The sequence below is a fragment of the Pantoea sp. YR525 genome, from assembly GCF_900116775.1.
Taxonomy (GTDB): Bacteria; Pseudomonadota; Gammaproteobacteria; order Enterobacterales; family Enterobacteriaceae; genus Pantoea; species Pantoea symbiotica.
Map to the genome: position 1 here is coordinate 281,745 of NZ_FPBU01000004.1, position 12,842 is coordinate 294,586.

At 55.8% G+C, this 12,842-nt stretch carries 12 protein-coding genes; 10 read left to right on the forward strand and 2 right to left on the reverse strand.

What is annotated here, in order from left to right; genetic code table 11:
• Positions 1–25 precede the first annotated feature (25 nt).
• From purF to hisP, 6 genes are all read left to right on the forward strand, one after another.
• Positions 26–1,543: an amidophosphoribosyltransferase gene (gene purF / locus BM323_RS10235; protein ID WP_008105199.1), complete on the forward strand. Its 1,518-nt coding sequence runs from the start codon at positions 26–28 to the stop codon at positions 1,541–1,543.
• 116 nt (positions 1,544–1,659) lie between these two features.
• Positions 1,660–2,229, forward strand: a complete 570-nt coding sequence (locus BM323_RS10240; protein WP_008105197.1) for a UbiX family flavin prenyltransferase — start codon at positions 1,660–1,662, stop codon at positions 2,227–2,229.
• A gap of 278 nt (positions 2,230–2,507) precedes the next feature.
• A complete protein-coding gene (gene argT, locus BM323_RS10245; RefSeq protein WP_008105195.1) occupies positions 2,508–3,290 on the forward strand; it encodes a lysine/arginine/ornithine ABC transporter substrate-binding protein ArgT in 783 nt (260 codons plus the stop codon).
• Between the two features lie 194 nt (positions 3,291–3,484).
• Complete coding sequence (locus BM323_RS10250; RefSeq protein ID WP_008105192.1) at positions 3,485–4,171, forward strand: histidine ABC transporter permease HisQ; 687 nt, start codon at positions 3,485–3,487, stop codon at positions 4,169–4,171.
• Positions 4,168–4,884, forward strand: a complete 717-nt coding sequence (locus BM323_RS10255) for an ABC transporter permease (protein ID WP_008105190.1) — start codon at positions 4,168–4,170, stop codon at positions 4,882–4,884. The genes BM323_RS10250 and BM323_RS10255 overlap by 4 nt, the downstream gene beginning before the upstream one ends.
• A gap of 8 nt (positions 4,885–4,892) precedes the next feature.
• Positions 4,893–5,666 carry a histidine ABC transporter ATP-binding protein HisP gene (hisP, locus tag BM323_RS10260; RefSeq protein WP_008105186.1) on the forward strand — a complete coding sequence of 258 codons (774 nt, stop codon included), beginning with the start codon at positions 4,893–4,895 and terminating at the stop codon, positions 5,664–5,666.
• Between the two features lie 59 nt (positions 5,667–5,725).
• On the opposite strand, the gene BM323_RS10265 is transcribed toward hisP, so the two are convergent.
• Positions 5,726–6,673 (reverse strand): sugar-binding transcriptional regulator, encoded by a 948-nt coding sequence (locus BM323_RS10265; protein ID WP_008105184.1) that lies wholly within the window; start codon positions 6,671–6,673, stop codon positions 5,726–5,728.
• A gap of 195 nt (positions 6,674–6,868) precedes the next feature.
• On the opposite strand from BM323_RS10265, the gene dalD reads away from it, so the two are divergent.
• Genes dalD through BM323_RS10280 form a run of 3 tightly spaced genes read left to right on the forward strand, consistent with a single transcriptional unit; the run spans position 6,869 to position 11,046 of the window.
• Positions 6,869–8,263 (forward strand): D-arabinitol 4-dehydrogenase, encoded by a 1,395-nt coding sequence (dalD, locus tag BM323_RS10270; RefSeq protein WP_008105181.1) that lies wholly within the window; start codon positions 6,869–6,871, stop codon positions 8,261–8,263.
• 10 nt (positions 8,264–8,273) lie between these two features.
• Complete coding sequence (gene xylB / locus BM323_RS10275; RefSeq protein WP_008105179.1) at positions 8,274–9,743, forward strand: xylulokinase; 1,470 nt, start codon at positions 8,274–8,276, stop codon at positions 9,741–9,743.
• Between the two features lie 22 nt (positions 9,744–9,765).
• Positions 9,766–11,046: an MFS transporter gene (locus tag BM323_RS10280; RefSeq protein WP_008105177.1), complete on the forward strand. Its 1,281-nt coding sequence runs from the start codon at positions 9,766–9,768 to the stop codon at positions 11,044–11,046.
• A 28-nt stretch (positions 11,047–11,074) separates the two neighbouring features.
• Here BM323_RS10280 and BM323_RS10285 read toward each other — a convergent pair whose 3' ends face one another.
• Entirely contained in the window at positions 11,075–11,968 is an 894-nt protein-coding gene (locus BM323_RS10285; protein ID WP_008105175.1) for a TIGR01777 family oxidoreductase, read from the reverse strand.
• Positions 11,969–12,172: 204 nt separating this feature from the next.
• Between BM323_RS10285 and yfcF the strand changes: the two genes are divergently transcribed.
• On the forward strand, positions 12,173–12,814 hold the full coding sequence (yfcF, locus tag BM323_RS10290; protein ID WP_008105173.1) for a glutathione transferase: 642 nt from the start codon (positions 12,173–12,175) through the stop codon (positions 12,812–12,814).
• Positions 12,815–12,842 lie beyond the last annotated feature (28 nt).

Consider the following 12,842-nt stretch of genomic DNA (forward strand, 5'->3'; position numbering starts at 1 on the left):
GTGCGGCTAATGAGGAAAAGACAATATGTGCGGTATTGTTGGTATCACCGGTTTTATGCCAGTAAACCAGTCAATCTATGACGCGTTAACGGTGCTTCAGCACCGCGGGCAGGATGCCGCCGGCATTTGTACCATCGATGCTATTAACTGCTTCCGTTTGCGTAAGGCTAACGGCCTGGTCAGCGATGTGTTCGAAGCGCGCCACATGCAGCGTTTGCAGGGCAACATCGGCATTGGCCATGTGCGCTACCCTACCGCAGGCAGCTCCAGCGCCTCTGAAGCGCAGCCTTTCTACGTGAACTCCCCTTACGGCATCACGTTGGCGCATAACGGCAACCTGACCAACGCCCATGAATTGCGTAAACAGCTGTTCGAAACGGGTCGCCGTCACGTCAATACCACCTCAGATTCCGAAATCCTGCTGAATATCTTTGCGCAGGAGCTGGACCGTTTTCAGCACTATCCGCTGGAAGCTGACAACATTTTTGCTGCGGTGGCGGCGGTGCATCAGCAGGTGCGCGGCGCTTACGCAGTGGTTTCAATGATTATCGGACACGGCATGGTCGCATTCCGCGATCCAAACGGTATTCGTCCGCTGGTGCTGGGCAAGCGCGTTATCGCCGATGGCCGCACCGAATACATGGTGGCGTCAGAAAGCGTCGCGCTGGATACGCTGGGCTTCGAGTTCATTCGTGACGTAGCACCAGGCGAAGCGGTGTACATCACCGAGCAGGGCCAGCTCTCTACACGTCAGTGCGCCGAGAACCCGAAAACCAATCCATGCTTGTTCGAGTACGTCTATTTTGCCCGCCCGGATTCGTTCCTCGACAAAATCTCGGTGTACAGTGCGCGCGTGCGCATGGGCACCAAGCTGGGCAACAAAATTGCCCGCGAGTGGGAAGATCTGGATATCGACGTGGTGATTCCGATTCCGGAAACCTCCACCGATATCGCGCTGGAAATCGCGCGCATCCTCGACAAGCCGTATCGTCAGGGCTTCGTGAAAAACCGCTACGTTGGCCGCACCTTTATCATGCCTGGCCAGCAGCAGCGTCGCAGCGCGGTACGCCGTAAGCTGAACGCTAACCGTGCTGAGTTCCGTGATAAGAACGTGTTGCTGGTGGATGACTCCATCGTACGCGGCACCACGTCTGAGCAAATTATTGAGATGGCACGTGAAGCCGGCGCGAAAAAAGTGTATCTCGCCTCGGCGGCACCGGAAATCCGTTTCCCGAACGTGTACGGCATCGACATGCCAAGCGCGACCGAACTGATTGCGCACGGCCGTGAAGTGGATGAGATTTGCCAGCTGATCAAAGCCGATGCGCTGATTTTCCAGGATCTCAACGATCTGATCGAAGCGGTTCGTGAAGAGAACCCGGATATCGCCAACTTTGAGTGCTCGGTATTTAACGGCATCTACGTCACCAAAGATGTCGATCAACAGTACCTTGAGTATCTACAGTCGCTGCGTAATGACGATTCCAAAGCCATTGCGCGTCAGACCGAAGTGGAAGGGCTGGAGCTGCACAACGAAGGCTAAGCCGGAGGTTGTGGCAGAATAAAAGCAGGGCGGGCGCAATCCCGCCCTGTTTGTTTTTGTATTTTTGTTCAGCGAGCCGCTATCATTGCCGCAATCTGAACCTGCAAGGCTGAATTATGAAACGACTGATCATTGGCATTTCCGGCGCCAGCGGCGCAATCTACGGCGTACGCATGTTGCAAGTGCTGCAATCGCTGGCAGAAGTGGAAACCCATTTGGTGATCAGCCCCGCCGCGCGGCAAACGCTGGCGCTGGAGACCGATTTCAGCCTGCGCGAGGTGCAAGCGATGGCCGATGTGGTGCATGACGTGCGCGATATCGCTGCCAGCATTTCATCCGGATCCTACAAAACTCTCGGCATGGCGATTGCGCCGTGCTCAATGAAAACGCTGTCGGGCATTGTGCACAGCTACAGCGACAGCCTGCTGACCCGCGCCGCTGACGTGGTACTGAAAGAGCAGCGTAAGCTGGTGCTGTGCGTGCGTGAAACGCCGCTGCATCTGGGACATCTGCGCATGATGACCACTGCAGCAGAGTTGGGCGCGCTGATAATGCCACCGGTGCCAGCGTTCTATCACCGTCCGCAATCGATCGGCGATTTAGTCGATCAAACGGTGAATCGCGTGCTCGATCAGTTCGATATTGAGCTGCCGGAAGATCTTTTCACTCGCTGGAGTGGCGCATAATGGTGCATTAATGCACTGCTCGTGTGCAAATTCGCGTGTGCGATCACTCTTCGTGCATCTTGTGCACCAAAAGTTAACAATGTCGCTTTTTCTTCCTCACACCGCTGTTATATTTCCCTCACAAACTAAGTGCTTGCGCCGCTAACCGGCGCAGTATTTAGCGCGCTTGCGCAGCGTTTAGCCAATTCGCACAACTGGCATGAAACGTGCACAGCTTACAGCGCAAACCAACACATCACGCACCACATAACAATAAGCACTTCACTTGAGGGTTACCTATGAAAAAGCGAGTTCTGGCTCTTTCTCTGATGCTGACAATGGTAAGTAGCGCGAGTGTCTTCGCCGCTGTACCGCAGTCGCTGCGCATCGGAACTGACCCGACTTATCCGCCATTCGAATCCAAGAACGCGCAAGGTCAGCTGGTTGGCTTTGATATCGATCTGGCGAACGAAATTTGTAAGCGTATCAAGACTAAATGTACTTATGTGGAAAGTGATTTCGATGCGCTGATCCCGTCGCTGAAAGCGAAGAAGATCGACGCCATCATCTCTTCTCTCTCAATCACCGAAAAGCGTCAGGAAGAGATTAACTTCTCTGAAAAACTGTACGCCGCGAACGCGCGCTTAGTGGCACCGAAAGGTTCTACGCTGCAACCGACCATTGAATCGCTGAAAGGCAAAAATATCGGTCTGCTGCAGGGCACCACCCAGGAAACCTATGCAAAAGAGTACTGGCAGCCAAAAGGTGTCACCGTTACGCCTTACGCTAACCAGGATCTGGTGTATCAGGATCTGAATGCCGGTCGTATTGATGCCGCGTTCCAGGACGAAGTGCAGGCGAGCGAAGGCTTCCTGAAACAGCCTGTTGGCGCTAAATATGCGTTTGCGGGTCCAGCGGTGAAAGATGAAAAAGTCTTTGGCGTGGGTACCGGTATGGGCTTGCGTAAAGATGACGCAGACCTGAAAGCGGCGATCGATAAAGCCTTTAACGAGATGCGTAAAGACGGCACTTACGACAAAATTGCCAAGAAGTACTTTGATTTCAACGTGTACGGCGATTAATTATCCTGTTTCCTAATCCTGGTCTGTGAAATGCAGGAAGGTTGCACATAAGTATTCACTCCGGGCGCTTACATATGTAAACTGCCCGGCTTCATACGCTTGCCGCCATCCATCCTGCGATTCAAATTTCCTGGTTAGGACTGTCCGTCAGTTGGGCAGCGTTTGTAATTTACCCTCACGACAGGATTGAACCCATGTTGTATGGCTATTCCGAAGTAATCCTCAAGGGCACCCTTGTGACGCTGGAGCTGGCACTCAGTTCCGTGTTGCTGGCGGTTGTGCTCGGCTTAATTGGCGCTGGCGCCAAACTTTCCCGCAGTCGCCCGCTGGCGATGCTGTTTGAAGGCTACACCACCTTAATCCGCGGTGTGCCTGATTTGGTGTTGATGCTGCTGATCTTCTACGGTCTGCAGATCGCGCTGAATACTCTCACCGATGCGCTGGGACTGGCGCAGTTTGATATCGATCCGATGGTCGCCGGTATCATCACGCTCGGCTTTATTTACGGCGCTTACTTCACCGAAACCTTCCGTGGTGCATTTCTGGCGGTGCCTAAAGGGCAGATCGAAGCGGCAACCGCGTTTGGTTTCACCGGCTCGCAAACCTTCCGCCGCATTCTGTTCCCGGCGATGATGCGTTTTGCGCTGCCGGGCATCGGCAACAACTGGCAGGTTATTCTCAAAGCCACGGCGCTGGTTTCGCTACTGGGGCTGGAAGATGTGGTGAAAGCCACGCAGTTGGCTGGCAAAAGTACCTGGCAGCCGTTCTACTTCGCCATTGTGGCGGGTGTGATTTATCTGGTGTTTACCACGCTGTCGAACGGCGTGCTGTGGTGGCTTGAACGTCGCTACACGGTGGGTGTGAAAAGGGCAGAGCTATGATTGAGATTATTCAGGAGTATTGGAAACAGCTGCTCTGGACCGATGGTTACCGTTTCACCGGCATCGCGATTACGCTGTGGTTATTGATCATCTCGGTGGTGATCGGCGGTTCGCTCGCGGTGCTGCTGGCGATTGCGCGCGTCTCCTCCAACCGCTTTATCTCCACGCCGGTTTGGCTGTTCACCTATGTGTTTCGCGGCACGCCGCTGTATGTGCAGCTGCTGGTGTTCTACTCAGGCATGTACACGCTGGAAGTGGTGAAAGGCACTGAGCTGCTGAACGCTTTCTTCCGCAGTGGACTTAACTGTACGCTGCTGGCGTTCACGCTGAATACCTGCGCCTATACCACCGAAATCTTTGCCGGTGCGATTCGTTCGGTGCCGCACGGGGAAATCGAAGCGGCGCGTGCCTATGGCTTCTCGCCGTTTAAATTGTATCGCTGCATCATTCTGCCTTCGGCGCTGCGCACTGCGCTGCCGGCGTACAGCAATGAAGTGATCCTGATGCTGCACTCCACCGCGCTGGCGTTTACCGCGACGGTGCCGGATCTGTTAAAAATCGCGCGCGATATCAACTCGGCCACCTATCAGCCGTTTACCGCGTTTGGCATCGCTGCGGTGCTGTATCTGATTATCTCTTACGGGCTGATTAGCTTGTTCCGCAAAGCTGAACAACGCTTCCTGGCGCACGTAAAACCTTCTTCATCGCATTGAGTATCACTATGGCTGACAATAAATTAAGCGTTACCGAACTGCACAAACGTTACGGTGAACATGAAGTTCTGAAAGGCGTATCGCTGCAGGCGAATGCCGGCGATGTGATCAGCATTATTGGCTCGTCCGGTTCCGGGAAAAGTACCTTCTTACGCTGCATTAACTTCCTCGAGAAACCGAGCGAAGGCACCATTGTCGTCAACAACCAGCAGATCAATCTGGTGCGCGACACCGATGGCCAACTGAAAGTCGCGAACAAAGAGCAGCTGCGTATGCTGCGTACGCGCCTGACGATGGTGTTTCAGCACTTCAACCTGTGGAGCCACATGACGGTGCTGGATAACGTCACCGAAGCACCGATTCAGGTGCTGGGGCTGAGCAAAGCGGAAGCGCGTGAGCGGGCGATTAAGTATCTGGATAAAGTCGGCATTGATGCGCGTGCGCGGGCCAAATATCCGGTGCATCTCTCTGGTGGTCAGCAGCAGCGTGTATCGATTGCGCGTGCGTTGGCGATGGAGCCCGAAGTGTTGCTGTTTGACGAACCCACTTCGGCGCTTGATCCGGAGCTGGTCGGCGAAGTGCTGCGCATCATGCAGAAGCTGGCGGAAGAGGGCAAAACCATGGTGGTGGTGACGCACGAGATGGAGTTTGCTCGCCACGTCTCTAATCACGTGATCTTCCTGCATCAGGGCAAGATTGAGGAACAAGGTTCACCAGATGAGCTGTTCGGTAACCCGAAAAGCCCACGCTTGCAGCAGTTTTTAAAGGGATCGTTGAAGTAGTTCCAGGTCGCCATAAATGGCGACCCTACGGCCTAAGGTGCGCATTTATGCGCACTCTTTTATTCCCGCAACAACCTCAGCGCTGTATCCTCATCGGTCACCAGACCTGACACCCAGCCGCCCTGCAGCGCGGCGCGGATCGCTGGATATTTACGTTCGCTGCCGGCAAAGCCAATAATCTGGCGTTGCGTCTTACTCTCCAGTAACACGCTGGTGAGCAGCTCATCGGTTTCACCCAACACGCGTTCACCTTGCTGATTGAAAAAGTGCCCAAGCATTTCGCCCACCACGCCGCGCGCGTTGAGCGCTGATACTTGCGCATCGGTGATAAAGCCTTCGGCATGCAGCGGGCAGCCGGGTTGCACTTCACCAATGCCGACGAAGGCGACATCCGCCTGCAATGCGCGCTGTGTAACGCGTTGGTAAACCTGATGCTGAATCCACATCTCTTTATCTTCGGGCGTATCCGCATACAGCGGCGCAGGAATGAAGAAATATTTGCCCTGCACCTTCTCCGCCATCTTCAGCGGCACGTCGTAGCGTGTACCTGAATCGTCCCGCGCAATCGCGCCAATCATCGACACGCACTGATGCTGGGGTCGCTCAACCCAGGGAAGCACATCGATCATCGAGCGCAGCGTCTTACCGGAACCAATGCCAAACACCTGCGGCTGCTCCTCGCTGATGTATTGCGCCATCACCGCCGCGCCTTCAACTGCCAGCATCTGCTGAATAGCGTCGTCATCCAGATTGGCGGAAGGCACCACGCGACACAGTTGCAGGCCAAACTTCTCCTGAACCTCACGCGCCAGATGCAAACAGTGGGTGACGGGATGATCGATCTTTACGCTGACCATGCCCATTTCACGCGCGCTGGAGACCAAACGCTGCGCCACCTGACGCGACAATCCTAATGCGCGCGCAATCTCCTGCTGCGTGACGCCCGCCACGTAATACATCCAGGCCGCACGTGCTGCCAGTTCTTGTTTTTTCTCTTCTCTGCTCATCGCATTGTTCCGTCAAAACCGGTGCGCCATGTTAACGCGAGATGCCGGTTAAGTGTTAACTGAGCAAAAGCCCTAAAAAAGAGCAAAAGTATTAATTGTGATTTAGCTCGCAGAACATGGCTGCGGGCTCGCACTATGCTACGCGTCATCGGGCAAATGCCCTTAATCGTGGCAAATGTTTATTTTGAGGCAGCTATGACCAATCAATCAGTGTGGATGCATATCGGCGCAGGTTCTTTTCACCGTGCTCATCAGGCGTGGTATCTGCATAAATTACGTGAGCAGGGCGATGACAGCTGGAGCATCGCTCTTGGCAATATCCGCAATGATGCCGCGCCATTGCTGCAGCAACTTGCTGCGCAAGATGGCGAGTATGTGCTGGAAACTGTGACGCCAGACGGCGAACGGGCCTACGAAACCATCACTTCATTGCGCAAAATCCTGCCGTGGGATAACAACATCAGCGCGCTGGTTGAGCAGGGATCGAAAAGTGAAACCCGTGTGATCGGTTTTACCGTCACTGAAGCCGGTTACTATTTGACGCCGGAATTCGAACTGGACCTGACGCAGCCGGATGTGCAGGCCGATGTAAAAGGCGACATCCGCACGATTTATGGCGCGCTGGCGCGCATCCTCACGCAGCGTGTGACAAACGGTGGCGCGCCGGTCACGCTGCTCAACTGCGATAACCTGCGCCACAACGGCGAACGTTTCCGTCATGGCTTCCTCGCGTTTCTTACGGCTAAAGGTGACAACGCCTTAGCGAGTTGGGTGCGCGAAAATACCACCTCGCCCAATACCATGGTGGATCGCATTACGCCGCGCCCGACGCCGGATGTGGCTGAGCGCGTCAAGGCCGCCACCGGTAAAGACGATGGCGCGGCGGTGATGGCCGAATCCTTTATTCAATGGGTAATTGAAGATGACTTCATTGCCGGTCGCCCGGCGCTGGAGAAGGTTGGCGTTGAGCTGGTGGAATCGGTATTGCCTTGGGAAGAGGCGAAAATCCGTATCCTCAACGCCACGCATGCGGCGATTGCCTGGGCAGGCACGCTGATTGGCCTCAATTACATCGATGACAGCACGCGTCAGCCAACGATTTATCAGTTGGCGTATGACTACGTGACGCAGGATGTGATGCCATCGCTGTCGCCCAGCCCGCTGGATTTAGCCGAGTACCGCGATGTGGTTCTGGCGCGCTTTAGTAATCCCTACATCAAAGACACCAACCAGCGTGTAGGTGCAGATGGTTTGTCGAAAATCCCCGGCATGGTGACGCCAACACTGCGCGAATGCTATCAGCGCGGTGCAGAACCGGCGGCCACTGCCGTGCTCCCAGCGTTGTTCTTCCTGTTTCTGCAACGCTGGGCCAGTGATGATTTGCCATACACCTATCAGGATGGCGTGCTGCAAGCCGATGCGCTGCGCCAGCAGTTTAGCCGCTCCGATGCACTGAATGCTTTCCTCAGCGATAGCGCGCTGTTTGGCGAGCTGGCACAGGATAAGGCGTTTCATGCGCTGGTGACGCGCAGCGTGGCGGATCTGCAGCTGTGGCTGAAACAGCCAGAACGCGCGCTGGCCGCAGTGTAAGGAGCGCAGCATGTATCTGGGAATTGATATTGGTACCTCGGAGCTCAAAGCGCTGATCATCAATGCGCAGGGCGAGATCATCGCCTCGAATCACGCCACGCTCAATGTGCAGCGTCCGCATGCGCATTGGGCGGAGCAAGATCCAGAACGCTGGTGGCAAGCGTGCGGTGAAGTGCTTGCTGGATTACGCCAGCAGGCTGCACAGGCATGGAGCGAGATTCGCGCCATTGGCTTGTCGGGACAAATGCACGGCGCTGTGCTGCTGGATGCGCAGGGCGAGGTGCTGCGTCCGTGCATTCTGTGGAATGACACGCGCAGCGCGCCGCAGTGTGAAGCGTTGAGCAGGCAACATCCAGAGATGATGCAAATTAGCGGCAACATGATCATGCCGGGCTTTACCGCACCCAAACTGCGCTGGGTGGCAGAACATGAGCCAGAGATTTTCCGTCGCATCGACAAAGTGCTACTGCCGAAAGATTATCTGCGCTGGCGTTTGACTGGACGCTTTATCAGTGAACCTTCAGATGCGGCGGGCACGCTGTGGCTTGACGTAGCAAAGCGCGACTGGTCAGACGAACTGCTGGCCATCACCGGACTCACGCGCACCAACATGCCGGAGTTAGTGGAAGGCAGCGCAGTCAGCGCCACTTTGAAAGCCGATCTGGCAAGTGAATGGGGCTTGTCGGCTGCGGTCTGCGTGGCGGGCGGCGCTGGCGACAATGCAGCTTCGGCAGTCGGCGTTGGCGCGGTCAATCCGGGCGATGCCTTTATCTCGCTGGGAACCTCCGGCGTGATCTTTGTGGTCAACGATCGCTTACTGGCCGATCCGCAATCGGGCGTGCACGCTTTCTGCCACGCCTTGCCCGGACGCTGGCACCAGATGAGCGTGATGCTCAGTGCCGCCAGTTGCCTGCGCTGGCTGTGCAATCTTCTGTCAGTGAACGAAAGCCAACTAATGGAAGAGATGGCACAGCTCAGCGAAGAACAGCGGCGGCATGCGCCGGTTTTCCTGCCCTATCTCTCTGGTGAACGCACACCGCACAACGATCCTGACGCTTCTGGTTCTTTCTTCAATCTGCGCCATGAAACGCCACGCGCGCTGCTCGGCTACGCGGTGATTGAAGGCGTGGCATTTGGTCTGGCCGACGGTTTCGCGGTGCTCGGTGATGCGCAGCGCCAGATTCAGCAGTGCAGCCTGACCGGCGGCGGGGCGCGCAGCACGCTGTGGGCACAGTTGATCGCCGATGTGCTGCAACTGCCGATCGTCACGCATCCCGCCAGCGCATCGGGCGCTTTGGGGGCTGCGCGTCTGGCGTGGCTGGCGGATGGTGGTGTGGAGAGCGACGTTTGCCTCAAACCGCCAGTGCAGGCGCGGTATCTACCAGATGCTGTTCGCGGCAAGGTGCTGCAGCAGCGATTGCAGCTGTTCCGCACGCTTTATGCCCAACAGCAGCAGGCGCGAGCCTTGCTACCTGAATAACTCCAGACAGAGGATGAATGAGATGCAATCGAATGATTACTGGTTTGGCTTACCGAAAAAGATGTTCTGGGGCTTCCTCGCCATCGCTATTTTTATGGCGGGTGACGGCTTTGAAATGGCGTTCCTGTCGCGCCATATCACCGATATGGGCTTCACGCCGGCGCAGTCGGCGGTAGTGTTTACCTTCTACGGATTGGCGGCAGCATTGGCAGCCTGGGCATCGGGCGTGGTGGCGGAACTGATTACGCCCCAGCGTGCCATGATGATTGGCTTCGTGCTGTGGATTGTGATGCACACGCTGTTTATGTCACTCGGCCTTGGCATGCGTAACTATCCGTTGATGGTGCTGTTCTACGGCATTCGCGGCCTGGCGTATCCGCTATTTATCTACTCATTCATGATGATGCTGGTGCAGGTGCTGCCGCGTGAAAAACTGGCGGCCGCCACCGGTTGGTTCTGGGCGATGTATTCAGTCGGCATCGGTGTGGTCGGCAGCTATTTGCCGAGTCTGACCATCCCGATGCTGGGCGAAACCGGTACGCTGTGGCTGGCGATCATTTGGGTAGCGTGCGGTGGCGTGCTGGCTTACTTCAGCTTGCGTCATGTGCCGGTTGACCGTTCACGCGTCAATTTGCCGATGCGTGACAAAATGACCGAAATGTCGCGCGCGGTAACCATTCTGTTTACCAACCAGCACGTGTTTTATGCCTGCCTGATTCGCATCATTAACACGCTGTCGTTATTTGGTTTCGCTATTATCATGCCGCTGCTGTTCGTCGATCGCCTTGGTTTTACCATTTCCGAGTGGCTGCAAATCTGGGCGGTATTCTTCTTCGTCACCATTTTTACCAACATCTTCTGGGGCATTACCGGCGAGAAACTGGGTTGGATCCGTCAGGTGCGCTGGTTTGGCTGCCTCGGTATGGCGATCTCCAGTCTGGCGTTTTACTACTTGCCGCTTTATGCCGGACATAACTTCTGGGTGGCGTTAATCCCGGCGGTGATGTTAGGGATTTTTGTTGCCGCCTTTGTGCCGATGACTGCGGTGTTTCCAACGCTGGAGCCGCATCATAAAGGTGCTGCGGTATCGATTTACAATCTGTCGGCTGGACTGAGTAACTTTGTTGCGCCTGCGATCGCCTCGGTGATGTTGCCGTTTTTCGATATCGTTGGCGTGGTGTGGGCGTATACCGCGCTGTATGTGTTTGCTGGTGTGCTGACATTTATTATTCGTGTGCCGCAGCCGGGACATACGCGCGAACCGGCTGCGTTGAAATCACGTGTTGTGCAGCAGCGGAGTTAGTTTAACCAGGGCGCCATTAATGGCGCCCCTACACGACATCCCGCAATGCTTCCTCCAGGTCGTACCAGCGAAAACCAAAGCCAGACTCTTCTAAGCGCTTCGGCAACACATGTTGTCCGCCGAGCACCAGCACCGCCGATTCGCCCATCATCAGCTTGATGGCGCTGGCTGGCGTGCGCATAAAGGCCGGACGATGCATCACATGGCCGAGCGTGGCGGCGAACTGCTCATTGCGCACCGCATAGGGCGCAACCATGTTGAAGGGGCCGCGCAGTTCAGCATGATCGATCAACCACAGTATCGCGTTAACCAAATCGTCGATGTGAATCCACGGCAGATACTGTTTGCCGCTGCCAATCGGGCCGCCGACGCCAAGCTTAAACGGCAGCTTCATCTTCGATAACGCGCCCCCTTCTTTCGCCAGCACCACGCCAGTTCGCATTAGGCAGACGCGGGTGCGATCGCTCTGCGCAGTGAGCGCCAATTGCTCCCAACGGGCGCACAGCGCATGGGTAAACTCGTCGTGCCCCGGATCCTCTTCGGTCAGCACCAGATCGCCGGTATCGCCATAAAAACCGGTAGCCGAACCGGAAATCAAAAATTGCGGGGGATTGCTGCTGGCGTGAATCAGCGAAACCAGCTGCTCGGTAATTTGCCAGCGGCTTTCGCATAGCCGCTGCTTCTGCTGTTCGGTCCAGCGTTTATCGGCGATCGGTTCGCCCGCGAGATTGATAACACCATCAATGCCATTTAAATCAGTTTGCTGATTAATGCCGGACCACAGCGCTACGCTGGCATCGAGTTTTTCGCGTGCGGCGGCCACATCGCGCGTAACAACGCTCACCTGATGGCCAAGCTGCAACAGACGCGGAATCAGGTGGCGGCCAATCAGGCCGGTGCCGCCGGTGATCAGTAAATGCATGTTGAGCCTCCTTGTCATTTTTTATCTGCTCAGATTGAGCATAGAAGAGAAGCGTGCGCGCGGCGTGACTCGGCTTACGCTTATGAAGAAAAAGGAAAAGTCAGCGCTGGTCTTAGCAGCTAAAGATCCGACCAGCGCACCATTGCCTTAACAAATAAAAATCGGTAAACATGATGCACACCTGACGCTTTCCTGAGGCAGCCAATGAATTATCCAACCATTACCTTGTGGTCAGATTCCTGCTTTTTCAGTCCTTACGCCATGTCGGTTTATGTTGCGCTAACCGAGAAGGGCATTCCCTTCACCCTGAAGCGCGTCGATTTATCGCAGAATGCGCAGTGGGATGAGGAATACCGCGCGCTGTCGCTGACCTGCCGCGTGCCTACGCTGCAAATCGATGATGTGCTGTTGACGGAATCTTCAGCGATTGCCGAGTATCTGGAAGAGCGCTTTCCGGCGCCAGAGTTCGAGCGCCTTTATCCGCGCGATCGCGAGAAACGCGCGCATGCGCGCGAAGTGCAGGCGTGGCTGCGCAGCGATTTGATGGCGCTGCGCTCCGAGCGTCCCACCGAAGTGCTGTTCGCCGGCGAACGTTTTGCGCCGCTTACGCCAGCGGGTGAGCAAGCCGCTAATAAACTCATTGCTGCGGTGCAGCGCCTTTTGCCTGACGGACAGCAAAATCTGTTTGGCGAATGGTCGATTGCGGATACCGATTTAGCCGTGATGATTAATCGTCTGGCGCTGCACGGCGATGCGCTGCCGGTGAAGCTGCAACACTATGCTGAGTTCCAGTGGCAGCGTGCTTCGGTGCAACTTTGGTTAGCGGAATCCGGTAAAACACGCTGAGCACGATGCGCCTTGCGATGGCGAAAAG